The 24138-nt window shown below is 72.5% G+C and carries 21 protein-coding genes; 6 read left to right on the top strand and 15 right to left on the bottom strand.

Annotation, left to right across the window (positions count from 1 at the left end; genetic code table 11):
* Positions 1 to 2: 2 nt before the first annotated feature.
* The 13 genes from hpnH to Sri02f_RS28710 all read right to left on the bottom strand — a co-directional run bounded on the left by hpnH (position 3) and on the right by Sri02f_RS28710 (position 14424).
* Positions 3 to 1025, bottom strand: a complete 1023-nt coding sequence (gene hpnH, locus Sri02f_RS28765) for an adenosyl-hopene transferase HpnH (protein WP_109004238.1) — start codon at positions 1023 to 1025, stop codon at positions 3 to 5.
* 5 nt (positions 1026 to 1030) lie between these two features.
* Entirely contained in the window at positions 1031 to 1672 is a 642-nt protein-coding gene (locus Sri02f_RS28760; protein ID WP_109004237.1) for a phosphorylase family protein, read from the bottom strand.
* Positions 1672 to 3693 (bottom strand): squalene--hopene cyclase, encoded by a 2022-nt coding sequence (gene shc / locus Sri02f_RS28755; RefSeq protein ID WP_109004236.1) that lies wholly within the window; start codon positions 3691 to 3693, stop codon positions 1672 to 1674. Before shc ends, Sri02f_RS28760 begins: the two co-directional genes overlap by 1 nt.
* 117 nt (positions 3694 to 3810) lie before the next feature.
* Positions 3811 to 4875, bottom strand: a complete 1065-nt coding sequence (locus Sri02f_RS28750; RefSeq protein WP_167467641.1) for a polyprenyl synthetase family protein — start codon at positions 4873 to 4875, stop codon at positions 3811 to 3813.
* Between the two features lie 74 nt (positions 4876 to 4949).
* On the bottom strand, positions 4950 to 6455 hold the full coding sequence (hpnE, locus tag Sri02f_RS28745; protein WP_109004234.1) for a hydroxysqualene dehydroxylase HpnE: 1506 nt from the start codon (positions 6453 to 6455) through the stop codon (positions 4950 to 4952).
* Positions 6452 to 6604, bottom strand: a complete 153-nt coding sequence (locus Sri02f_RS44150; protein ID WP_359442786.1) for a DUF6380 family protein — start codon at positions 6602 to 6604, stop codon at positions 6452 to 6454. Before Sri02f_RS44150 ends, hpnE begins: the two co-directional genes overlap by 4 nt.
* Entirely contained in the window at positions 6604 to 7554 is a 951-nt protein-coding gene (gene hpnD, locus Sri02f_RS28740) for a presqualene diphosphate synthase HpnD (RefSeq protein WP_109004233.1), read from the bottom strand. The genes Sri02f_RS44150 and hpnD overlap by 1 nt, the downstream gene beginning before the upstream one ends.
* Positions 7551 to 8462: a squalene synthase HpnC gene (gene hpnC, locus Sri02f_RS28735; protein WP_109004232.1), complete on the bottom strand. Its 912-nt coding sequence runs from the start codon at positions 8460 to 8462 to the stop codon at positions 7551 to 7553. Before hpnC ends, hpnD begins: the two co-directional genes overlap by 4 nt.
* A gap of 690 nt (positions 8463 to 9152) precedes the next feature.
* Positions 9153 to 10037 (bottom strand): glycosyltransferase family 2 protein, encoded by an 885-nt coding sequence (locus tag Sri02f_RS28730; protein ID WP_109004231.1) that lies wholly within the window; start codon positions 10035 to 10037, stop codon positions 9153 to 9155.
* Entirely contained in the window at positions 10034 to 10813 is a 780-nt protein-coding gene (locus Sri02f_RS28725) for a CDP-alcohol phosphatidyltransferase family protein (RefSeq protein ID WP_109004368.1), read from the bottom strand. Before Sri02f_RS28725 ends, Sri02f_RS28730 begins: the two co-directional genes overlap by 4 nt.
* Positions 10791 to 11852, bottom strand: a complete 1062-nt coding sequence (locus Sri02f_RS28720) for an iron-containing alcohol dehydrogenase family protein (protein ID WP_109004230.1) — start codon at positions 11850 to 11852, stop codon at positions 10791 to 10793. Before Sri02f_RS28720 ends, Sri02f_RS28725 begins: the two co-directional genes overlap by 23 nt.
* Positions 11840 to 12592, bottom strand: a complete 753-nt coding sequence (locus Sri02f_RS28715) for a phosphocholine cytidylyltransferase family protein (RefSeq protein ID WP_109004229.1) — start codon at positions 12590 to 12592, stop codon at positions 11840 to 11842. The genes Sri02f_RS28720 and Sri02f_RS28715 overlap by 13 nt, the downstream gene beginning before the upstream one ends.
* Positions 12589 to 14424: a DUF5941 domain-containing protein gene (locus Sri02f_RS28710; RefSeq protein WP_109004228.1), complete on the bottom strand. Its 1836-nt coding sequence runs from the start codon at positions 14422 to 14424 to the stop codon at positions 12589 to 12591. Before Sri02f_RS28710 ends, Sri02f_RS28715 begins: the two co-directional genes overlap by 4 nt.
* Before the next feature lie 333 nt (positions 14425 to 14757).
* On the opposite strand from Sri02f_RS28710, the gene galE reads away from it, so the two are divergent.
* The 3 genes from galE to idi all read left to right on the top strand — a co-directional run bounded on the left by galE (position 14758) and on the right by idi (position 17602).
* Positions 14758 to 15738, top strand: a complete 981-nt coding sequence (galE, locus tag Sri02f_RS28705) for a UDP-glucose 4-epimerase GalE (protein WP_109004227.1) — start codon at positions 14758 to 14760, stop codon at positions 15736 to 15738.
* A 139-nt stretch (positions 15739 to 15877) separates the two neighbouring features.
* Complete coding sequence (locus Sri02f_RS28700; RefSeq protein ID WP_109004226.1) at positions 15878 to 16819, top strand: cation diffusion facilitator family transporter; 942 nt, start codon at positions 15878 to 15880, stop codon at positions 16817 to 16819.
* A gap of 189 nt (positions 16820 to 17008) precedes the next feature.
* Entirely contained in the window at positions 17009 to 17602 is a 594-nt protein-coding gene (idi, locus tag Sri02f_RS28695) for an isopentenyl-diphosphate Delta-isomerase (protein WP_109004225.1), read from the top strand.
* Between the two features lie 3 nt (positions 17603 to 17605).
* Here the strand turns inward: idi and Sri02f_RS28690 are convergent, their stop codons facing one another.
* A complete protein-coding gene (locus tag Sri02f_RS28690) occupies positions 17606 to 18214 on the bottom strand; it encodes an ATP-binding protein (protein ID WP_373865134.1) in 609 nt (202 codons plus the stop codon).
* Between the two features lie 273 nt (positions 18215 to 18487).
* Here Sri02f_RS28690 and Sri02f_RS28685 point away from each other — a divergent pair, with 273 nt between their 5' ends.
* The 3 genes from Sri02f_RS28685 to Sri02f_RS28675 all read left to right on the top strand — a co-directional run bounded on the left by Sri02f_RS28685 (position 18488) and on the right by Sri02f_RS28675 (position 22456).
* On the top strand, positions 18488 to 19237 hold the full coding sequence (locus tag Sri02f_RS28685) for an enoyl-CoA hydratase/isomerase family protein (RefSeq protein WP_109004224.1): 750 nt from the start codon (positions 18488 to 18490) through the stop codon (positions 19235 to 19237).
* A 129-nt stretch (positions 19238 to 19366) separates the two neighbouring features.
* The gene (locus tag Sri02f_RS28680; RefSeq protein ID WP_109004223.1) at positions 19367 to 21793 is read left to right on the top strand and encodes a Tex family protein; all 2427 of its coding nucleotides are present in this window, start codon (positions 19367 to 19369) and stop codon (positions 21791 to 21793) included.
* A 72-nt stretch (positions 21794 to 21865) separates the two neighbouring features.
* Complete coding sequence (locus Sri02f_RS28675) at positions 21866 to 22456, top strand: putative glycolipid-binding domain-containing protein (protein WP_109004222.1); 591 nt, start codon at positions 21866 to 21868, stop codon at positions 22454 to 22456.
* Here the strand turns inward: Sri02f_RS28675 and Sri02f_RS28670 are convergent.
* Positions 22453 to 24093, bottom strand: a complete 1641-nt coding sequence (locus Sri02f_RS28670) for an ABC-F family ATP-binding cassette domain-containing protein (RefSeq protein ID WP_109004221.1) — start codon at positions 24091 to 24093, stop codon at positions 22453 to 22455. The genes Sri02f_RS28675 and Sri02f_RS28670 overlap by 4 nt on opposite strands.
* Positions 24094 to 24138: the final 45 nt, after the last annotated feature.

Raw genomic sequence — 24138 nt, 5'->3', positions numbered from 1 at the left:
CGTCACTCCCGGTTTCCGTTGACGGTCTCCCGCATGGCGCGCAGGGACTCCTTCAGCGAGCCCATGGTCGCGAGGACGGCGGTGGGCTCGTAGCCGCAGTGCGCCATGCAGTTGGCGCAGCGCGGGTCCTTGCCCCGGCCGTACTTGTCCCAGTCGGTGTCCTCGATCAGCTCGCGGTAGGTCGGCACGTACCCGTCGCTCATCAGGTAGCAGGGGCGCTGCCAGCCGAAGAGCGAGTAGTTCGGGATCGCCCACGCCGTGCACGGGAAGTCGGCCTTGCCCTCCAGGAAGTCCAGGAAGAGGGGCGAGTGGTTGAGCCGCCAGCGGCGCCGGTTGCCGCCCGAGAAGGCCTTCTTGAACAGCTCGCGGGTCTGCTCGACGCCCAGGAAGTGCTCCTGGTCGGGGGCCTTCTCGTAGGCGTAGGCGGGCGAGATCATCATCTCGTCGACCTTGAGGTCGTCGTTGAGGTAGTTGAGCACCTCGACGACGGTCTGCGGGGTGTCGGTGTTGAAGAAGGTCGAGTTGGTGGTCACCCGGAAGCCGCGCCGCTTGGCCTCCTTGATGGCTGCCACGGCCTCGTCGAACACCCCCTCCTTCGCCACGGACTCGTCGTGGCGCTCGCGCAGTCCGTCGATGTGCACGGCGAAGGCGAAGTAGGGCGAGGGGGTGAACTTGTCGATCTTCTTGCGCAGCAGCATGGCGTTGGTGCACAGGAAGACGTACTTCCGTTTCGCCACCAACTGCCGCACGATCTCGTCGATCTGCGGGTGCATCAGGGGTTCGCCGCCGGCGATGGACACCATCGGCGCACCGGACTCCAGCACGGCGCCCACGGCCTGGGCGACCGGCATGCGCTGCTTGAGCACTCCCGCCGGATGCTGGATCTTGCCGCAGCCCTCGCACTTGAGGTTGCAGGCGAAGAGCGGCTCCAGTTCCACGATGAGCGGGAACTTGTCCCGCTTGCGAAGCTTCTGTTCAACCAGATATGTAGCGACCTTGATGGACTGGCGCAGCGGCATGGCCATGTGGCTCACCTCCGGGGGAGCAGAACATTACGGTGCCATTCGAAAAAAGCAGGCAGGACGGAGCGAAGTACGCGGAAAGCCGATATTCCACCGCGCACCGTGCCGATCCGGACGAGTTCATGTTCTGGAGCGTCCACGACCACCCGGACGGCCGCAACCGGGCGCGGTTCGGCGCGCACGGCGCTCAGGAGCGTGGCCGCCGATTCCATGTCGACCGCGATCGCGCCGGTGGCGAGCAGATCGGCCCGCTCGTGACCGCGTACCACGTGGTCGGAGCCGGTGAGCGGGCCGGTGTGGACCGTCCGTCCGGGCAGGGTGCGCACCAGTTCCTTGACGAGCAGTTCGGTGCCGACGCAGGGGACGCGGCCGCGCGGGTCGCGGGTCTCCTCGGCGACGACCAGGTCGCCGGGGTGCATGCCGGGGGCGAGCCCGGCGCAGAAGCCCGTGGCCAGTACGGCCGCCCCGTCCAGCACCGGGTCGGTAAGGACCCGGGTGACGGAACGCTCGGCCGCCCTCGGGCCCATGCCCGTCCGCAGGACGGTGACCGGCCCGTCGGCGCCGCCGCGGTCGCCCATGCGCAGGGCGAGGTGCTCGATGCCGAGCGCGCAGGCGATCAGCAGCGGCGCCGGGACGGGCTGTGCGCTCATCAGCCCCCCTTGCCCTCGGCGGACGCCGCGTGCGGGGCGGGCTGCTTGCTGAACGGCTCTCCGTGGACGTAACGGCCGAGCGCGGTCAGCGGGAAGACCTGCCGGTAGAGGTGGTAGTTGATCGAGAAGTCCCAGGGGAAGCCGGTGCCGGTGAAGTAGGGCTCGTCCCAGGAGCCGTCCTCCCGCTGGGTCCGGGCCAGCCACGCGACGCCCCGTTCGACGGCCTTGGAGTCCTTCTCGCCCGCCGCCAGCAGGGCCATCAGCGCCCATGCCGTCTGGGAGGCCGTCGAGGCGCCTCGGGCGCTCCATCGCGCGGGGTCCTGGTAGGAGCGCAGGTCCTCGCCCCAGCCGCCGTCGTCGTTCTGCACCCGCTCCAGCCAGCCGACCGCCGCCCGGATCGCCGGGTGCCGGGCGGGCAGGCCCGCTGCGGTGAGCGCCGGCACCACCGAGCCGGTGCCGTAGACGTAGTTGACGCCCCAGCGTCCGAACCACGAGCCGTCCGGCTCCTGTTCGGCGAGCAGCCACTCGATGCCGCGCCGGGTGCGCGGGTCGTGCGCGAGGCCCTCGATCGCCAGCATCTCGACGACGTGCGCCGTGACGTCCGCGGACGGCGGGTCGATGACCTCGCCGAAGTCGCAGAACGGCAGCCGGTTGGGGAAGGGGCTGGTGTTGTCCACGTCGAAGGCGCCCCAGGCGCCGTTGCGGGACTGCATTCCGAGGTTCCAGCGCACCCCGCGCGCGATGGCCCGGTCCATGCGCTCCGGGTCGTGGTGGCGGACCCTGCGCAGTGCGAGAACGACCTCGGCGGTGTCGTCGATGTCGGGGTAGTTGTCGTTGTGGAACTCGAACGCCCAGCCGCCGGGCGGCAGTTGGGGTCTGCGGACCGACCAGTCGCCGGGGCGCACCACCTGTTCGCCGAGCATCCAGTCGGCGGCCTTGACCAGTTGGGGATGATCGGCGGGCAGCCCGGCGTCGGCGAGGGCGATGGTGGCCAGGCAGGTGTCCCATACCGGCGACTGGCAGGCCTCGATCATCCGGGCGCCGTCCTCGCGCCACACGGCGTACCGGTCGAAGGACTCCAACCCGGCCCGCATCACCGGGTGTTCGAGGTCGTAGCCGAGCAGGTACAGGGCGATGACCGAGTACACGGCGGGCGGCTGGATCCCGCCCCAGCAGCCGTCGTTCTCCTGACGTTCGATGATCCAGCGGGCGGCGGAGTTCAGGGCCGCCCTGCGCAGCCTGCGCACCGCCACCGAACGGTAGCCGCGCACCACCTTGTCGAGCCGCTGGAAGAGTCCGTCCCAACTGTTCACGGGCGCGAGGGGCTTGGGCGGGTTGGGGTTCGCGGGGTCGGTGTGCAGCTCGTCGAGCGGGAACGGCGCGGGACGCACCGGACGCTTCGCCGAGACGACGGTCAAGGGCACGATCGTCTGCCGGGCCCAGCAGCCGAAGTTGTAGATGCTCAGCGGGAACCATTTAGGGAAGAACAAGAGCTCGGGCGGGAGTTCGGGCAGGTCCTCCCACTTCCACCAGCCGAACAGGGCCAGCCAGATCCGGGTGAAGACCCGGGCGGCGGCGATGCCTCCCTGGTCGCGGACCCAGGCGGAGGCCCGGGCCATGTGCGGGGCGTCGGGGGCGTCGCCGGCCAGCCGCAGCGCGACGTACGCCTCGACGGTGGCGGACAGGTCGGGCGGGCCGCCGTAGAAGGTGGCCCAGGTGCCGTCCTCGCGCTGCTCGCCGCGCACGAAGAGGGCGGCGGCGCGGGTGGTCGGCTCGTCACGGATGCCCAGGAACTGGCGGAGCAGCAGGTCCTCGGCGTCCATGGTGACGTTCGTCTCCAGGTCGCCCTTCCACCAGCCCTCGGCGTCCTGCCGGGCGAGCAGGAAGTCGGTGGCGCGCTGCATCGCGCGTGCGGCGGCTTCTTGTACCCCGGCCGCCACGGGGATGCTGATGTCGGTTTCGCTGGCCGCGGCAGCGCGGGGCGGCAGGGCCCCGGTGCTTCCGTCGGTCGTCGCTGTCATGGCTTCCCCTTCGTGCAGTGTGCATGTCGTTGCGTCTGCTGTGGGTCCGCCGTCGGCCGGTGTCCTCTCCTCGCACACCGGCCGGCGACTACGCGAGGGCTATTCGACCGATAGTGATCATCTCTTTCGTACGACGACGAAGTCCGCGAGCGCCGTGAACCGGTCCCGAACCTGCTCGGGCATGTCGACGGCGTTCAGGGCCTCGATGGCGACGGTGTGCTGACGGCGTGCCTCCTCGGCGGTCCAGTCACGGCCCCCCGCCTCCTCGATCAGGGCCGCGCGAGCCGCGAACTCCTCCTCGGAGAAGTTCTCGAAGTCGTTGCTCTTGGCGTCGGCGGCGAGCATCTCGCCGAGCCGCTCGGAGGCCGCGCCGCCGGCCGCGAGGGCGGCCACCACCGGCAGGGACTTCTTGCGCTGGCGCAGGTCGCTCCAGGTCTGCTTGCCGGTGGCCTCCGGGTCGCCCCAGATGCCGAGGAGGTCGTCGACGGCCTGGAAGGCCAGGCCGAGGTGGTATCCGTACTTCTCCAGCGTGTCGGCGGTGCGGTCGTCCGCGCCGCCGAGCACCGCGCCGATGGAGGAGGCGCAGGCCAGCAGCGCGCCGGTCTTGTTGCCCTCCATCTCCAGGCACTCCTCGACGCTGACGCGGTCGCGGTGCTCGTAGGAGATGTCCTGGGCCTGGCCGTCGATGAGGGCGCGGCTGGCCGTCGTCAGACGACGGGTGGCACGTCCGGCCTCCACCGTGCCGAGTTCGAGGAGGACCTCGTTGGCGAGGGCGAACAGCGCGTCGCCGACCAGGATGGCCTGGGCGGGGCCGTGCACCTTCCAGACGGTGTCGCGGTGGCGGCGCTGCTCGTCGCCGTCCATCAGGTCGTCGTGCAGGAGGGAGAAGTTGTGGACCAGTTCCACGGCGACCGCGCCGGGGACGCCGACCTCGGGGCCGGCCCCCGCGACCTCGGCGGAGAGCACCGCGAGTGCCGGGCGCACGGCCTTGCCGCCGTCGCCGTCGGTGGGTTTGCCCTGGGCGTCGATCCAGCCGAAGTGGTAGGCGGCGACCGTGTCCATGGGCGGGGCGAGCCGGTCGACGGCCGCCCGCAGCACCGGCGTGGCCAGGGTGCGGCCGCGCTCCAGGAGCGCGGTCACGTCCACCGCGGTCCGCCGAGCGGCCGGTGAGGCCTGGGGCACAGTGGGCACATTTTCTCCTCTTGTCGCGGTACCGGAGGGGGTGCGGGGGTGTGCCGAGCCGTGCTGATCGAACTTCACCGGGTTCCCCCTCGCAGGGGAACGCCGGTTCCCTCCGGTTCTCGGCCGGAGGTTCGGGGGGTGTCCCCCGCGACGATGCAGTAGGCCGTCTCCTCGGACTCGAAGCGACGGCGGGGTCGGGGCCGGCCGAGGGCGCTCAGCGCGGCGTCCGCCGCGTTCACGCCGCTGCGGACCGCACTCTCCATGGTCGCGGGCCACCCGGTGGCGGTCCACGCTCCGGCCAGGTACAGGCCGGGGGCTTCGGTGCGGGCGCCGGGCCGCAGACGCCCGACGCCGGGGGTGGGGGCGAACGTCGCCGTGCGCTCCCGGGTCACGAAGAAGTCCCGCACCTCGGCCCGGCGCGCGCCCGGCAGCAGCCTGCGCAGTTCGGGCAGGTAGCGCTCGCGCAGGGCGGCGACGGGTTCGTCGATCTCGTCCTGCGCGGCGGACTGGGACAGGGCGAGGTACTGGCCGCTGCGCAGCCCCGAGGCGTGGGTGCGGTCGAAGACCCACTGCACGGGGGTGCCGAGCGCCGCGAGGAAGGGCGCGTCGAGCACCTTGCGGTCGTAGACGACATGGACGTTGAGGATCGGCGCGGTGCCGATCTCCAGCAGCCGCCCGGCGTCGTCGAGCGCCCCCTCGGGCAGCAGGTGGTGCGCCTCGCGCTGGGGGACGGCGAGGACGACCGTGTCCGCGCGGAGCGTCCCGCCCGGAACCTGGACGGTCCACGTCCCGTTCCCCGCACGGGAGAGGGAGCTGACGCGGGTCCGGACCTCGGTGCGCACCCCCGCGGAGTCGAGCGCCCTGCGGGCGAGCCCGTCGTGCAGTTCGCCCAGCGGCACGTGCGCCCAGCCGATGTCGGCCGCGCCCGGGTCGGACAGCAGGCCGGTCTTGAAGACCATCGCGGCGAGCCCGAGCGAACAGTCGCCGGCGACCGCGTTGAGGGTGGCGACGCCGACCAGGTCCCACAGGGCTTCGACGGCGCGCCGCGACTGGCCGTGCGCGGTCAGCCAGCTGCCGAAGTCCTGTGCGTCCAGGGCGGGATCGGCGAGGTCGAGCCCTTTGAGGGCGAGCGCGGCGCGGCCCACCCGCAGGCGTTCGGCGAGGGAGAGATGGGGATACGCGGCGAGGCTGCGCCCCAGATGCAGGGGCACGGGCAGCGCGTCACGGCGCAGTCTGCCGAGCCGCCGTCCCTCGGGCTCGGCGATGTCGACGACGGGCACGTCGAGACGTTCCTGCAGTGGCGCCAGCGCGCTGCCGCCGATGCGGTCGAGGAACCAGCGGTAGGCGGTGCAGCAGCGCAGGAACACGTGCTGTCCGTTGTCGACGGTCAACTCGCCGCGCCGGAAGGAGAAGGCGAGGCCGCCGAGCCGCGGCCGGCCTTCGAGCAGGGTGACGCGCACGCCCGCGTCGGCGAGCGCGAGGGCGGCGGTGACACCGGCGAGCCCGCCGCCGACGACGACGGCGGTGCGCCCCGGGGAAGCGGCCGCCTCCCCGGCGTCCGCCAGCTGCTCGTCGTTCATCGTGCACCCTCCCGTGCGGGCCGGCCATGGTGCTTGAACTCTGCACCGCAGGCCGTCGCAGTCAGGGACGCCGCGCCGCATCGGAGGGTTGCGCGCCGCTTTTCTCCGGCGGTGTCGCCTCCGCCCAGTTCGTCGCCCGCCGCGTCCATCAGGTGTGCCTCCTGACGGTCCGCCGCGACACGTGCCGGGCGTCCAGGCCCGACAGTCCGCGCACGGCGACATAGGCCTTCTCCCGGCCGGGCAGGGAGACACGGCCGCGCAGCACGGCCTCGGGGTCGCGCTCGATGCGGTCCAGGAGGCGACGGTAGATCCCGGCCATGGCGGCGACGCAGGCGCCGCTGCGCCGGTCGAGCAGGGGCAGCAGCCGGTAGCCCTCGGCGAACAGGGTGCGGGCCCGGCGCACCTCGAAGTGCACGAGACCCGCGAAGTCGGAGCCCTCCGGCGGCTTCGGGCCGTCGAACCCGGCCGAGCAGCCGAACTTGGCGAGGTCGTCGGCGGGCAGATAGGTGCGGCCGCCCTCCGCGTCCTCGCGGACGTCTCTGAGGATGTTGGTGAGCTGGAGCGCGAGCCCCAGGGTGTCCGCGTACTCCGGTGCGCGCTCGGCGCCGCGCGCCCCCGGTTCGGTGCCGAACACGCCGAGCGAGAGCCGCCCGATGGCGCCCGCCACGCAGCGGCAGTACGTCTTCAGGTCGTCCCAGGTCTCGTAGGTCTCGCCGCGCACGTCCATGAGGACGCCGTCGATCAGCTCGTCCAGGCCGCCCAGCGGGACCGGGAAGGCCCGCGCCGTGTGCGCGAGGGCGACGGCGACGGGATCCGTGTCGTCCTCGTCGACCTCGCCGGCCCGGACCCGGGTCAGCAGCGTCCGGGTGTCCTCCAGCCTGGCGGTCTTGACGTCGTCGTCCAGCGCGCCGTCGCCGATGTCGTCGACGCGGCGCGAGAACGCGTACAGCGCGGACATCGCGCGGCGCTTCGGTGTGGGCAGCAGCCTGATGCCGTACGCGAAGTTCCGGGCCTGCTGCCCGGTGACGGTCTCGCAGTAGCTGTAGGCGGCGAGTACCGGTGCGGACGCGTGCGGTGACGACTCCACGGTCCGGATCACCCCTCTCCTCGCAGAGTCACGCCCGCCTCGCGCAGCAACTGGAGCTTGCCGGGCTTGGGCGGGCCGGGAAGTACGTCGTATTCGGCGGCGGCGATCGCTCGGATCGCCGCCCTTCCCCCCGCCACGAACCCCGCGAGCAGCAGTCTCAGCCTGCCGTGGACGCTACCCACCAGGGGGACGCCTTCATTCAGGAGATCCTGGGCGCGTTGCGCTTCGAACGCGACCAGCGCGCGCACCGAGGCGCCCGAGGTCCGCGCGGCGAGGTCCGCCTCCTGGACGTGGAAGCGCTTCATGTCCGCGGTGGGCAGGTAGACGCGGTCGCGGCCGAGGTCCTCGGCCACGTCCTGCAGGTGTTCGACGATCTGCAGTGCGGTGCAGACGGCGTCGGACCGGCGGATCCGCTCGGGGGTCGCGGCGCCGGTGACGGCGAGGACGAGACGGCCGACGGGGTTGGCGGACAGTTCGCAGTAGGCGAGGAGGTCGTCGTACGTCTCGTAGCGGGCGACGAGCTGGTCCTGGCGGTTGGCCGCGATCAGCCCGAGGAAGGGCTCCGGGGTGAGCGAGCGCCGGCGCACGGTCGGCTGAAGGCGGCGCAGCAGAGGATGGCGGGGCGGGCCGTCGGACCCGCCGAAGACGCGGCGCAGGTCGGCCTCGAAGGCGTCCAGCAGCACGAGACGGTCCTCGGCCTCGGTGGCCGACACGCCGAGCAGGCGGGCGTCCGCGCCGCCCGGCGCCAGGTCGCCGTCGCCGATGTCGTCGACGAGCCGGGCGTAGCCGTACACGGCCATGAGGTCCTCGCGCCAGGCCCTGGGCAGGAAGAAGGGGGCGACGGGGAAGTTCTCGTGCGCCGCTTTGCCGAGGGTGCTCCGCTCCGGGTCGCCGGTCCGTGGCGCCGCGGGCGCCGTCATCGTCGTCCGCCCGGGGCCGGGACGGCGCGGCCTGCGTCGAGCTGGGGAGTTTCCGTAGCCATTGCCGTCACATCTCCCGTTCTACACTGCCGACCCAATACGCACTATTTCGGACACGCCGCCCGGCCGTCCGCGCGGCGGCCCCCACCAGGGGCGCTGCGCGGTATCGCCCCACTTGCCGCGTTTCGGGACCGGTCCAGCTTACGTTGTACAACGTGGTGAGGATCTCGGGGGTGTCCGGCACATCACAACAACACACCGATTGGCGTCAAGATTCCTCAGCGCACGCCGAGTTGACGCTTCCTTTGCAGACGCCGAAACCCGCCGGGCAGTTCCGCCGGGCTCTGGCCGAAACGCCCGCCCCGCCCGTGAAGTTCGGGACCGCCTGCATGCCGGTCGGGCGCCGGGCGCGTATCGGGCCGGAGCCGTCGACGCGCGAGACGACGCGGTCCTGTTCGGCGACGACGGTCGGCGTCCACGGGCCCGGAGGCCGCGACGGGAGCGGATCAGCCACGGCCGTACCTCTCCTCCGCCCGCCAGGGCGAGCACCGGCACGATCAGCGCCCGGGACAGGTCCGGGTAGTTGCCCGTGCCGATCACCACCACGTCTTCGGGGTGCGCACCCTTGACGGGGCCGGCACGAGCCGGGGTTCCGCGCTGCGGCCCGTGGCGCCCTCGGGGACGAGCCTGTCAGATCACCGGAGGGCGGCCCAGTCGCGTGAGCCGCCAGACCGTACGCCACTTCATGGGCCGGCGAGGGCCGCACGCGGTGGTCCATCCCTCCCGGAAGCCGCCGAACCACGCCCTGAGCGCGGCCCCGGAGGGCCGGCGGGCCAGGGTGAGCAGCAGCCAGACCCCGAGATAGACGGGGACCAGGGGGGCGGGAAGGTTGCGGCGGGCCAGCCAGACCCGGTTGCGGGCCACCATGCGGTGGTAGACCGCGTGCCGCGAGGGCGCGGTCGTCGGGTGGTGGAGGACCATGTCCGGCCGGTAGTCGATCATCCAGCCCGCGTCGAGGGCCCGCCAGGCCAGGTCGGTCTCCTCGTGTGCGTAGAAGAACTCGTCCGGGAGTCCGCCGACCTCCGCGAAGACCTTCGTGCGGACGGCGTTGGCGCCGCCGAGGAACGTGGTGACCCGGGAGGAGCGCATCGGGTCGGAGGCGCGCAGCCGGGGCACGTGGCGACGCTGGGTGACGCCGGTGTCCGGGTCGGCGATGCGGAAGCTGACGATGCCCAGCTCCGGATCGGCGTCGAAGGCCCGGCGGCACAGTTCGGCCGTGTCGTGGTGGGCGAGGAGGCCGTCGTCGTCCAGGAACAGCAGGACGTCCACGTCGCGGCCGCTCGGGCCGAAGGCCTCGATGCCCACGTTGCGGCCGCCGGGGATGCCGAGGTTCTCGGGCAGTTCGACGGTGCGGACGCCCTCGGGGACGACCGGGACGGGCGAGCCGTTCCCGACGACCACCACCTCGACGTGGTCGCCGTCCTGCTTGGCTATCGAGTCGAGCAGGGCGCGCAGCTCGTCGGGGCGGTCGCCCATGGTGATGACGACCGCGCCGACCTTGAGACCGGCGCTCACTTCAGCCTGCTCGACACGAGGATGGACACCAGGTGCAGCAGGGTCTGCAGCAGCGCGATGCCGGCGAGCACGGCGACGCCGAGCCGGGAGTAGAACAGGTCGCCGTGCAGCTGGTCGAGGACGGCCAGCACCAGGATCAGCAGGGACGCCTCGATGCCGAGGATCAGGCGGTGGAACTTGAGCGCCGAGGCGGCGCGGCGGGCCAGCGCCATGCCGGAGGAACGCGGCTCGGACGCCGCCTCCTTGACCGGCGGCATGCCGCCCTGGTGACGGGCGACGCCGACGAGGTCGGTCTCGGCCTTGATCAGGATCGCGCCGAGCGCGGCCAGCGTGCCGAGGAAGGCCCACAGCCAGTCGATCCGTCCGCTGCCCCACAGGTCGGCCGCGCGCAGGCCGAAGCCGACGAGCACGGCGGCGTCGGTGAGATACGCGCCGACCCGGTCCAGGTAGACCCCGGCGAGGGAGTACTGCTTCTTCCAGCGCGCGATCTCGCCGTCGACGCAGTCCAGCAGCAGGTACATCTGGACGCACACCACGCCGAGCACGGCGCCCGTGATCCCCGGCACCAGCAGGGCCGGGGCCGCGAGCACGCCGAAGACGGTCATCAGGTACGTGAGCTGGTTGGGCGTGACCCTGGTGTCGACCAGGTAGCGGTCCACCCGCAGGGACACCTCTCGCATGTAGAGGCGTCCCATCCAGTGCTCACCGCTGCGCCGGTCCTTCACCCCCGGAGGGTGGACGACCGGTCTGAGTTCAGCTACCGATGGCCTTGACATAGTCGGCGTAGACGTCCTTGATCTGTTCGGTCTTGAGGTCGAGGTGTTCGAGGATCGTGTAGCGGCCGGGCCGGGTCTCGGGGGCGAACTCCACGGCCCGGACGAACTCGTCCACCGTGAAGCCGATGTCCTCGGGCAGGACCGGCAGCCCGTGCCGGCGCAGCACCTGCGCCATGTAGGCCGACTCCTCGTGGGCTCCGCGCAGGTACATCGCGAAGGTCGCGCCGAGGCCGCACTGCTCGCCGTGGGCGGCGGCCCGCTTGGGGAAGAGCAGGTCGAAGGCGTGGTTGATCTCGTGGCAGGCGCCGGAGGACGGGCGGGAGTCGCCCGACACCGACATGGCGATGCCGCTGAGCACCAGCGCCTCGGCCAGGACCTGGAGGAAGTCGGTGTCCTGGATGCCGCCCGGGTGCCTGAGCACCGCCTCGCCGGCCTGGCGGGCGATCGCGGCGGCGAGGCCGTCGATCTTCTCGCCCTTGATCCGGTTGGCGAGTTCCCAGTCCGCGATGGCGGAGATGTTGGAGACGGCGTCGCCGATGCCGGCCCGCACGTACCGGACCGGGGCCTCGCGGATGACGTCCAAGTCGATCACGACGGCGATCGGGTTCGGCACACCGTAGGAGCCGCGCCCCGCGTCGTTGTCGAGCGTGGCGACGGGCGAGCACAGTCCGTCGTGCGCGAGGTTGGTCGGCACGGCGACCAGCGGGAGGCCCACCCGTGCCGCGGCGAACTTGGCGCAGTCGATGATCTTGCCGCCGCCCAGGCCCACGACGGCGTCGTAGCGGCCGGCCTTTATGTCGCCGGCCAGCTGGACGGCGTCGTCGAGGGTGCCGCCGCCGACCTCGTACCAGGTGGCGCCGGGCAGGGCCGGGGTGAGGCGTTCGCGCAGCCGGGCGCCCGAGCCGCCGCTGACGGCGATCGCGAGCTTGCCCGAGTGCGAGATGCGCTCGTCGGCGAGCACCCCGACCAGATCGTCGAGGGCACCCGGGCGGATGTCGACGACGACCGGTGAGGGGATCAGCCGGGTCAGTACTGGCACGCGATCTCCCGTCCGCGGGCGAGGTCGTCGTGGTTGTCGATCTCGACCCACGCGACGTCGCCGATCGGCGCCACGTCGATACGGAAGCCGCGGTTCACCAGTTCCTGGTACCCGTGCTCGTAGAACTGCTGCGGGTCGCTCTCCCACACGGTCTTGAGCGCGTCGGCCAGTTCGGGGGCGGCGTCGCCCTCGATGAGGGTGACGCCGATGTACTCGCCGGTGGCCTCGGCCGGGTCCATCAGCTTGGTGATCCTCGTCATGCCCTTCCCGGGGTCGACGACGACCTTCATCTCCTCGTCCGCGAGGGACTTCACGGTGTCGAGCGCGAGGATGATCCTCTTGCCCTCGCCGCGCGCGGCGAGCAGCGTCTTCTCCACGGAGACGGGGTGGACGGTGTCGCCGTTGGCGAGGATCACGCCGTCCTTGAGGGCGTCACGGCCGCACCACAGGGAGTAGGCGTTGTTCCACTCCTCGGCCTTGTCGTTGTCGATGAGGGTGAGCTTGAGGCCGTACTTGGCCTCCAGCGCCGCCTTGCGCTCGTACACGGCCTCCTTGCGGTAGCCGACGATCACCGCGACCTCGGTCAGACCGATCTCGGCGAAGTTGCCGAGCGTCAGGTCCAGGACCGTGGGCTCGCCCTCTATGCCCGCAGGCCCCACCGGCACCAGCGCCTTGGGCAGGCTGTCGGTGTAGGGGCGCAGACGCCGTCCGGCGCCGGCCGCCAGCACGAGGCCGATCATGCGGGTTCTCCTTCATCGTGTACGGCGGGGGCCCCTGCGGACACCCAGAAGCGGATGCTCTCGACGAGCACCACCAGGGCGACGGCCACGGCGAGCACCGTGAGCGCGACCTCGAACTGCGAAGCGGTGAGCAGCGCGGCCAGCACGGCCACGAGCAGCGTCCGCCCTTCCTGCCCCCCGACTGCGCGCACCAGCCAGGCCGGCGGCGCTCCGGCGTTGCCGCGGATGCGGTACACCGTGTCGTAGTGATGGTAGGCGACGGCGGCCACCAGGCCGAAAGCCGCGGGAAGCGCCGCACCGCCCCCGCTCTTCGCCGCGAGGATGAGGACCGTGCAGTATTCGGCGGCCCGGAAGAACGGCGGGATCAGCCAGTCGAGGGCGCCCTTGAGGGGGTGGGAGAGGGCCTCGGCGGACAGCGCGACGTAGACCAGCGCCGCCAGGACGAGCCACCAGCTCGCTCCCCACGCCCAGGCGCCGCCGGTCATCAGGACGGCGCCGACGGCGGCGGAGAGGGGAGCGGTCCGACGGGGCCTGCCCGGCGCGAGGCGGATCAGCGGTTCGGCCAGCGGGCCGGTGTCCGCGAGGTCGGCCAGCGCCTGCGCCGCCCGGTCGGTGCGCCGGGCCCTGCGGGTCAGCGAGCGCAGCACCCGCCCGGCGGTGGTGTACGTCGCCGCGAAGGCGCAGCCGACCAGCAGCGCGTAGAAGGTGATGCGCGGGGTCGTCGCGGCGGTGAGCACGGCGATCATGGCCCATCGTTCGCCGATGGGCAGCACTATCATCCGCCGCACCCAGACCGTCCAGCCGACGCTGTCGAGCTTGTCGGAGAGGGCGGCGGTGGGGCTGGTGTTCGCGGTGGCGTCGTGGTTGGCCTCGGTGAAGGAGAAGTCCACGACGTGCCGGCAGGTCTGCAGGATCATCGCGCCCAGGGCGAGCGCCCATACGTCGTCGCTGCCGCCGCCGCGGGACGCGCCGAGCGCGAGGCCGGCGTAGTAGGCGTACTCCTTGGCCCGGTCGAAGGTGGCGTCGAGCCAGGCGCCGAGCGTGGAGTACTGCAGGGAGTAGCGGGCGAGCTGGCCGTCGGTGCAGTCCAGCACGAAGGACGCGATGAGCAGGACGCCGGCCGCGACGAACCCGGGCCGGGTGCCGGTGGCCGCGCAGGCCGCCGCGATCAGCGCGGTGATCAGCGAGGCGGTGGTGACCTGGTTCGGGGTGAGGCCGCGGCGGGCGCACCAGCGGGCGAGGTAGCGCGAGTACGGGCTGATGAAGTGGGTGGTGAAGAAGCCGTCGCGTGCCTTGACGGCCGACTTCAGGCGGACGGCCTCGTCGTCCACGGCGGCGACGGCCTGCCGTGCCTCGTTGCGGGCCTGCGGGTCGGCGGGGACCTCGGCGACCAGACTGCCCAGCTCGGGGCGGTGCACGTCGGCGCCGTCGGCGTCGAGCGAGGCGACGATGCGGTCGGCGAGGCTGTCGACGTCCTCGACGCTCGACGCGGCTCGCGCGGAGGCGCCGGCCGGGGCGCCGCCGCCGGAGGCGGAGTTCTCCCGGGCCATCGCGCGGGTCAGCGCCTGCCGGCCGGCCGGCTGCGCGGTCACCGCGCCCGGGATGGCGGCGAGCGCGAACCGGGGGTCGGTGAGACCGAGGCGCAGCGCGTGCTCGTGGCCCACGAAGCGGGCGTCCACGACGGCGACGCGCTCGTCGCCGGGGACGGCGGCGAGGAGGGTCTCGGCGTCACCGGCGTCGGAGGCGGCCCGGACGTCGAAGCCGAGGGACCGCAGATCGCCCTCGATCGACGATCCGGGGACCGGCGAGCCGGTGAGGATGGCGGTCGACAACCGAACTCACTCCCTGGTCCGGCGCATGGCACGCCGGTCATGTACACAATGGGGGGCGCCCCCTGGCCGCACCGGAGGTCTCACCGGTGGCCGCGCCGGGCGGGCGGCATGTCGGCAGAGGCTATCGGATGCCGACAGGGCCGTGTTCACCACCCGTTCGGGCCCGGTCGACGCGGTCCGAACGGCCCGGCTCGAACCCGGCTTGAACCGGCCTTTGCCGAGATCATCATCGGTGATCGGCGGCCCGGCCGACAAACCGTGCCACGCAAAGCCGACATCGCAGACATCGCCCGCCGCGTCGGGTTCCCCACATGTCGGCATAGGGTCTCAGGCATGACGTGGCTGATCACCGGCGGAGCCGGATACATAGGGGCGCATGTGGCACGGGCCATGACCGGGGCCGGGGAGCGCGTCGTCGTGCTGGACGATCTCTCCACGGGCTCGAGCGCGCGGCTCGGTGCGGACGTCTCGTTCGTGCGGGGCTCGGCCCTCGACGCCGGCCTGGTCGAGCGGGTTCTCGCCGAGCACTCCGTCACGGGCGTGGTGCACCTGGCCGCGCACAAGCAGGTCGGTGAGTCGGTGGCGCGGCCCACCCGCTACTACCGGGACAACGTCGGCGGTCTGGCGGCCCTGCTCGACGCGGTCGCCGCGGCCGGCGTCCGGCGGTTCCTGTTCTCCTCCTCGGCGGCCGTCTACGGCAACCCGGACGTGGACCTCATCACGGAGGACACCCCGTGCGCGCCGGTGAACCCGTACGGAGAGACCAAGCTCGCCGGCGAGTGGCTGGTGCGGGCGGCCGGGCAGGCGCACGGCATCGCGACGACGTGCCTGCGCTACTTCAACGTGGCCGGGGCCATGGCGCCCGAGCTCGCCGACACCGGCGTCTTCAACATCGTCCCGATGGTCTTCGACCGGCTCACCCGGGACGAGGCCCCGCGGATCTTCGGCGCGGACTACGACACACCGGACGGCACCTGCGTCCGGGACTACATCCACGTCGCCGATCTGGCGGAGGCGCACTTGGCGGCGGCCGGGCGGCTGTCGGCGCCGGACACGGTGGGCGATCTCACGGTGAACATCGGCCGGAGCCAGGGCGTGTCCGTGCGCGAACTGGTCACGCTCATCGGCGAGGTCACCGGCGACACCCGGCCCGCCGTGGTCGAGGGCCGCAGGCCCGGCGACGCGCCGCGCGCGGTGGCCTCGGCGGAGCTCGCGGCCCGGGAACTGGGGTGGACGGCTCGACGGGGCATGCGCGAGATGGTGGACTCGGCCTGGCGGGGCTGGCAGCTGAACCACCGTCGAAGCCAAGGGTGAGGGTGTCCTGACCTGCACTTCGTTTCCGCAGGTCAGGGCACATGACAACGGTGTTCAGTGCCGCGTTGCCCGATACCCCCCACCCGTAGTTGACTGTGATCCCGGGCGGGACACGACCGATCACGAAGGGGCGGCTTCCATGGGGGCTGGGCACGACCACGGCCACACCCACGCGCACGCGCCGACCACCGGCACGGCCGCGGCGGTGTACCGCGGCAGGCTGCGGGTCGCACTGTCGATCACGCTCGGCGTCATGGTGGTCGAGATCGTCGGCGGACTGCTCGCCGACTCCCTCGCGCTGATCGCGGACGCCGCGCACATGGCGACGGACGCGCTGGGCCTGGGCATGGCGCTGCTCGCGATCCACTTCGCCAACCGGCCGCCGAGCGCCCACCGCACCTTCGGGCTGGCCCGCGCGGAGATCCTGGCCGCCCTCGCCAACTGCCTGCTGCTGCTCGGAGTGGGCGGCTACGTCCTGTACGAGGCGGTCCAGCGGTTCCTCACGCCGGCCCCCACCGAGGCCGGGCTGATGATCTGGTTCGGCGCGATCGGTCTGGTCGCGAACATGATCTCGCTCACCCTGCTGATGCGGGGCCAGGCGGAGAGCCTGAACGTGCGCGGGGCGTTCCTGGAGGTGGCCGCCGACGCGCTCGGCTCGGTGGCGGTGATCGTCTCGGCGGTGGTGATCCTGACCACCGGCTGGCAGACCGCGGACCCCGTCGCGTCGCTCGTCATCGGCCTGATGATCGTGCCGCGGACCGTGAAGCTGCTGCGCGAGACGCTCGACGTGCTGCTGGAGTCGGCCCCCAAGGACGTCGACATGGCGGAGGTGCGGTCCCACATCCTGGCCCTGGACGGGGTGCAGGACGTCCACGACCTGCACGCCTGGACGATCACCTCGGGGATGCCGGTGCTGTCGGCGCATGTCGTGGTGGCCTCGGACGCGCTCAACGCGATCGGCCACGAGAAGATGCTGCACGAGCTCCAGGGCTGCCTGGGCGACCACTTCGACGTGGAGCACTGCACCTTCCAGCTGGAGCCCGTCGGGCACGCGGAACACGAGGCGCGGCTCTGTCACTGAGCGTGCGCGTGCCGCCGTGCGGGGTAACCGCACAGACGTTCCGGGCGGTTCCCCGCCCGCCGCGCCGGGCAAGATCAGTTACCGGGTCTCCTGCCGCGCGCGGGACATGCGCGCATTCGCGCGAAGTGCCGGGAGTGCCGGACACGTACGGCAGACTGGGGACGCGAGGACCGATGCTTAAGGATGGGTATGCCGATCACACCTGCCACCGCGACACACAACTCGTCGAACTGCACCGCTGACGCGATCTTGCTGGAGCTGGTCGACGAGAACGGCGTCACGATCGGCACCGCGGAGAAGCTCGCCGCCCATCAGCCGCCGGGGCAGCTGCACCGCGCGTTCTCGGTGTTCCTCTTCGACGAGCGAGGCAGGCTGCTCCTGCAGCAGCGGGCGCTCGGCAAGTACCACTCCCCCGGCGTGTGGTCCAACACCTGCTGCGGTCACCCCTATCCCGGCGAGGCGCCGTTCGCGGCGGCGGCGCGGCGCACGTTCGAGGAGCTGGGCGTCTCCCCGTCGCTGCTCGCCGAGGCCGGCACGGTCCGCTACAACCACCCGGACCCGGACTCCGGCCTGGTGGAGCAGGAGTACAACCACCTCTTCGTCGGGCTGGTCCAGGCGCCGCTGCGGCCGGACGCGCAGGAGGTCGGCGACACGGCCTACGTGACGGCCGCCGAGCTGGCCGAGCGGCATGCCGAGGCCCCGTTCTCCTCCTGGTTCATGACGGTGCTGGACGCCGCGCGGCCGGCGGTCAGGGAGCTGACGGGCGCTTCGGCCGGCTGGTGACGTTCAGGGCAGCCGCACCGGCTTGAGCGGCAGGACGGCCCAGATCACCTTGCCGCCGCTCGCGGTGTGCTCGACGTCGCACGCCCCGCCCGCCTCCCTGGTGATCTCCCGTACCAGGAGCAGTCCGCGGCCGCCCGTGCGGCCGTGGTCGGTCTCCAGGGCGGTCGGACGGTAGGGGTGGCTGTCCTCGACGGAGACCCGCACCCACTCGGCGCCGACGGCGATCTCCACCGCGAGCGTGGGCGACAGCACCGCCGCGTGCCGGACGGCGTTGGTCACCAGTTCGGAGACGATCAGCAGGAGCCCCTGGGCCAGGTCGTCCGGGATGGGCACGCCCTGGCGGTACAGCAGGTCCCGCACGGCGTGCCGCGCCTGCGGGACCGAGGCGTCCACGGCGGCCGCGGTGAAACGCCACACGCCTTCGTAGGGCAGCGGTCGCGGTTCGGCCTCCGCAAAGGGTTCGGCCTGCGTAAGGGGTTCGGCCTCCGCGAAGGGTTCGGCCTCCGCAAGGGGTTCGGAAGGTGCGGCCGGCCCGCCCGCTGGGCGCGGGTCGGGCCCCCGCCCGTGATCGTCCATCGTCCGGTCGCCGCCCTCGCGCTCGATTGTCACCACATGTCGAAGTGTGGGAACGGGACACCCCCTTCCGGATGGCTGAACAGAAGTCAGCGGTTAATGAGCGTTTCCGACCCCATCAGGAGGACACCGTCGAGCGCAGGACCGTTTCTGTCGTGTCTGCGCCGCCTTCGCGCACTCTTCGGGTTGTACGGGTTAGACGCTGCGGCTCCTCCCCTTCGGCGCCTTCGCCGCCCGCGCCGCCCGGCCCGCGCCGCCCTCCTCGCGCCCCCGCCTCGCCGCCGCCGGAAGCCGGATGGTTAGCATCCGGGCATGGAGCCCGAACTGCTGCACGGCGTCACCGACCAGGTCGCCACCGTCGTCCTGCACCATCCCGCGAAGCGCAACGCCATGACGGCGGCGATGTGGGCGGCGCTGCCCCCGCTGCTGGAGACCCTGGCCGCCGATCCCGGCGTGCGGGCGCTGGTGCTGACCGGCGCGGGCGGCACCTTCTGCGCCGGGGCCGACATCTCCACGCTCCAGGGGTCGCCGCAGGAGGCCCAGACGCTGGCGGTACGCGCCGAGGACGCCCTGGCGGCGTTCCCCAAGCCGACGCTGGCGGCGGTCCGGGGGCACTGCGTGGGCGGCGGCGCCCAGCTCGCCGCCGCGTGCGACCTGCGGTTCGCCGAGGAGGGCGCGCTGTTCGGGGTGACGCCGGCGAAGCTCGGGATCGTCTACCCGTCCTCCGCCACCCGGCGGCTGGTGTCCCTGGTGGGGCCGGCCACCGCCAAGTACCTTTTGTTCTCCGGTGAGTTGATCGGCGCCGAGCGGGCGCTGCGCACCGGACTGATCGACGAGGTGCTGCCCGCCGAGGAACTCGACGACCGCGTCGGGGAGTTCACGCGTGTGCTGGTGTCCCGCTCGCAGCTGACGCAGGCCGCCGCCAAGGAGTTCGCCGACGGACGCACGGACCGGGACGCCCACTGGAGCGCCGTGGCCCGGGGCAACGGCGACACGGCGGAGGGCGTCGCGGCGTTCCTGGAGCGCAGGGAGCCGCGCTTCTCCTGGTCCGCGTCCGGGTGAACCGCCGGCGACGGCGGACGGCCGCCGCGCGGCGGGACCCCGGCACGGCGACCGCGCCCTGATCCCCGCTTGTCGGCGCCACCTGCCACAATTGCCGCGCAACCTCAGTGGAGAAGGCGGTACGGGATCGTGACGACACCCGGGTCCATCGAAGCAGGATCCATCGAAGGCAGGATCGCCGAAGAACTCGGCGTACGGGAACGGCAGGTCAAGGCCGCCGTGGAGCTGCTCGACGGCGGCTCGACGGTGCCCTTCATCGCCCGTTACCGCAAGGAAGCGACCGAGATGCTCGACGACGCGCAGCTGCGCACGCTCGAGGAGCGGCTGCGCTATCTGCGGGAGCTGGAGGAGCGGCGGACGGCGATCCTGGAGTCGGTGCGCGAGCAGGGCAAGCTCACCGACGCGCTGGAGGCGCAGATCCGGGGCGCCGAGACCAAGGCGCGCCTGGAGGACGTCTACCTGCCGTACAAGCCCAAGCGGCGCACCAAGGCGCAGATCGCGCGCGAGGCGGGCCTCGAACCGCTCGCGCAGGGGCTGCTCGGCGATCCCTCGTCCGATCCGCTCGCGGCGGCCGCCGCCTTCGTCGACGCCGACAAGGGCGTCGCCGACCCACAGGCGGCGCTGGACGGCGCGCGGGCGATCCTGACCGAGCGGTTCTCGGAGGACGCCGACCTGATCGGCGAGCTGCGCGAGCGCATGTGGACACGCGGCCGGCTTGCCGCGAAGGTGCGCGAGGGCAAGGAGGAGGCGGGCGCGAAGTTCGCCGACTACTTCGACTTCGCCGAGCCGTTCACGGCGCTGCCCTCGCACCGGATCCTGGCCATGCTGCGCGGCGAGAAGGAGGAGGTCCTCGACCTCGTCCTGGAGCCGGAGGAGCCCTCCGAGCAGCCAGGCCCCTCCTCGTACGAGGGCATCGTCGCCGCCCGGTTCGGCATCGCCGACCGCGGCCGCCCGGCCGACAAGTGGCTGACCGACACGGTCCGCTGGGCCTGGCGCACCCGCATCCTCGTGCACCTGGGCATCGACCTGCGGCTGCGCCTGCGGACGGCCGCCGAGGACGAGGCCGTGAACGTCTTCGCCGCCAACCTGCGCGACCTGCTGCTCGCCGCCCCGGCCGGCACGCGCGCGACGCTGGGCCTCGACCCGGGCTTCCGCACGGGCGTGAAGGTCGCCGTCGTCGACGCGACCGGCAAGGTCGTCGCCACGGACGTGATCTACCCGCACGTCCCGGCGAACAAGTGGGACGAGGCGATCGCCAAGCTGGCGCGGCTGTCCGCGGAGCACGCGGTCGACCTGATCGCCATCGGCAACGGCACCGCGTCCCGCGAGACCGACCGGCTCGCCGCCGAGCTGATCGCCAAGCACCCGGAGCTGCAGCTCACCAAGGTGATGGTGTCCGAGGCCGGCGCCTCCGTGTACTCGGCCTCCGCGTTCGCCTCGCAGGAGCTGCCGGACATGGACGTCTCGCTGCGCGGCGCCGTCTCGATCGCGCGCCGGCTGCAGGACCCGCTCGCCGAGCTGGTGAAGATCGACCCCAAGTCGATCGGCGTCGGCCAGTACCAGCACGACCTGTCCGAGGTGAAGCTGTCGCGGTCGCTGGACGCGGTGGTGGAGGACTGTGTGAACGGCGTGGGCGTCGACGTCAACACCGCCTCCGCGCCGTTGCTCGCCCGGGTCTCCGGCATCACCTCCGGCCTGGCGGAGAACATCGTGGCGCACCGGGACGCCAACGGGCCGTTCACGTCCCGCACGGAGCTGAAGAAGGTGTCGCGGCTCGGCCCCAAGGCCTACGAGCAGTGCGCGGGCTTCCTGCGGATCCGCGGCGGCTCCGACCCGCTGGACGCCTCCAGCGTGCACCCGGAGGCCTACCCGGTGGTGCGGCGCATGGTGAAGACCTCCGGGCAGGCGGTGGCCTCGCTGGTGGGCAACACGGCGGTGCTGCGTTCGCTGCGGCCGACGGACTTCGTGGACGAGACGTTCGGCCTGCCGACCGTCACCGACATCCTGAAGGAGCTGGAGAAGCCCGGGCGCGACCCGCGGCCCGCCTTCAAGACGGCCGTCTTCAAGGACGGCGTGGAGAAGATCTCCGACCTGGCCCCCGGGATGGTCCTGGAGGGCGTCGTCACCAACGTGGCGGCCTTCGGGGCGTTCATCGACGTCGGCGTCCACCAGGACGGTCTGGCGCACGTCTCCGCGCTGTCGAAGACGTTCGTCAAGGACCCGCGGGAGGTCGTCAAGCCGGGTGACATCGTCAAGGTGAAGGTCCTCGACGTGGACATCCCGCGCAAACGGATCTCCCTGACGCTGCGGCTGGACGACGAGGCGGCCGCGCCCGGCGAGCAGGGCCGGTCCTCCGGCGGCGGGCGGCAGCAGCGGGGCGGCGGCGGGGGCCGTCCGCCCCAGCAGCGCCAGCGGCAGCAGCAGGGCGGCGGGCAGCAGGGCGGTGGGCAGCAGGGCGGCGGCCCGCGGCAGGCGGCGGCGCCCCCGGCGAACAGCGCGATGGCCGACGCGCTGCGCAAGGCGGGCCTGCTCGACCCGAAGAAGGGCCGCGGCTGAGCACACGGTGACGGGACCGTCCGGGCCCGCGGCGCACGCGCCGTGGGCCCGGGCCGCTCGTACAGTGACCGTATGCGTGCTTCGCGGGTCCTCACCTGGAGCGTGTCGGCGAGCGGCGGCTACGAGACCGCGTGGGCCGAGGCGGACGACGGCGTGCTGCGGGCCCGGGGGCGGGCGGTCGGCACGACGCCGCAGCCGTACTGGGTGTCCTACGAACTCGACACCGCCGACGGCTTCGTGACGCGCCGGCTGCGGGTCACCGTCGAGACGGCCGAGCGCACCCGCTCCCTGGACCTGCGACACGACGGACGGGGCGGCTGGACGGCCGACGGGGAGCGCCTTCCCGGCTTCGAGGAGGCCCTCGACTGCGATCTCGGCCTGTGCCCGCTCACCAACACCATGCCGGTGCTGCGCCACGGGCTGCACCGGCGGCCGGGCGAGCGCCGGTTCCTGATGGCGTGGGTGTCGGTGCCGGCGCTGACCGTGCGGCCGTCCTGGCAGACGTACACGCATCTCGGCGCGCGTCCGCAGGGCGGCGCGGTGGTCCGCTACGCCTCGGGGAGCTTCCGCAGCGACGTCGCCTTCGACCCGGACGGTTACGTCCTCGACTACCCCGGACTCGCCACCCGGCTCGTCCCCCGGAACCCGGGGGAAAGGTCCTAACGCTCCGTCAGCTTGCCGGCCGCGACCTCCAGCCGCCGCGTGACGTGGACGGCGTCCAGCATCCGCCGGTCGTGGGTGACCAGCAGCAGCGTGCCCTCGTAGGCGTCGAGTGCGGACTCCAGCTGTTCGATGGCCGGCAGGTCGAGGTGGTTCGTCGGCTCGTCGAGGACGAGGAGGTTGACGCCCCGGCCCTGCAGCAGCGCGAGGGCGGCGCGGGTGCGTTCGCCGGGCGACAGCGTGACCGCCGGGCGCATGACGTGCTCCGACTTCAGGCCGAACTTGGCCAGCAGGGTGCGCACCTCGGCGGGTTCGGTGTCGGGGACGGCCGCCCGGAACGCGTCCAGCAGCGACTGCGCCCCGTGGAACAGCTGCCGCGCCTGGTCGACCTCGCCGACCAGGACGCCCGAGCCCACGGCAGCGTGTCCGGCGTCCAGCGGAATCCGGCCGAGGAGCGCGCCGAGCAGGGTCGACTTGCCCGCGCCGTTCGCGCCGGTCAGCGCGACCCGGTCGGCCCAGTCGATCTGCAGCGTCACCGGCCCGAGACGGAAGTCGCCGCGCCGCACCTCGGCGTCGCGCAGGGACGCCACGACCGCGCCGGAGCGCGGGGCGGCCGCGATCTCCATGCGCAGCTCCCACTCCTTGCGCGGCTCGTCGACGACCTCCAGGCGCTCGATCATGCGCTGCGTCTGCCGGGCCTTCGCGGCCTGCTTCTCGCTGGCCTCGCTGCGGAACTTGCGGCCGATCTTGTCGTTGTCGTTGGCCGCCTTGCGGCGCGCGTTCTTGACGCCCTTGTCCATCCAGGAGCGCTGGGTCTGCGCGCGGTCCTGCAGGGCGGTCTTCTTGTCGGCGTACTCCTCGTAGTCCTCGCGGGCGTGCCGGCGGGCCACGTCCCGCTCCTCCAGGTAGGCGTCGTAGCCACCGCCGTAGAGGTTGATCTGCTGCTGGGCGAGGTCGAGTTCGAGGACCTTGGTGACCGTGCGGGCGAGGAACTCGCGGTCGTGGCTGACGACGACCGTGCCGGCGCGCAGGCCGGTCACGAAGCGTTCGAGCCGCTCCAGACCGTCGAGGTCGAGGTCGTTGGTCGGCTCGTCCAGGAGGAAGACGTCGTAGCGGGAGAGCAGGAGGGAGGCGAGGCCCGCGCGGGCGGCCTGGCCGCCGGACAGCGAGGTCATCGGCTGGTCGAGGTCGACTCCGAGCCCGAGCGAGTCGGCGGCTTCCTCGGCACGCTCGTCGAGGTCGGCGCCTCCGAGGCCGAGCCAGCGCTCCAGGCTCGTCGCGTAGGCGTCGTCCGCGCCCGGCGCCCCGTCGACCAGCGCCTGGGTGGCCTCGTCCATCGTGCGCTGCGCCTCGGCGACGCCGGTGCGGCGGGCGAGGAACTCCCGCACGCTCTCGCCGGGCCGGCGCTCCGGCTCCTGAGGCAGATGGCCGACGGTCGCGGTCGGCGGGGAGAGCCGCAGCTCGCCCTGCTCGGGCGCGATCAGCCCGGCGAGCAGCCTGAGCAGGGTGGACTTGCCCGCGCCGTTGGCTCCGACCAGCCCGATCACGTCCCCGGGGGCGACGACGAGGTCGAGCCCGGAGAAGAGGGAGCGGTCGCCGTGCCCGGCGGCGAGGTTCTTGGCGACGAGGGTGGCAGTCATCAGACGGTAGATCCTAGTGGGCGTGCGCCGCCCCTCGTCGCCGGG

It is taken from the genome of Streptomyces rishiriensis (genome assembly GCF_003112535.1).
Lineage (GTDB): Bacteria > Actinomycetota > Actinomycetes > Streptomycetales > Streptomycetaceae > Streptomyces > Streptomyces rishiriensis.
Note: the sequence above shows the minus strand (reverse complement) of the source record. Positions and strands in the feature narration are given on the sequence as shown.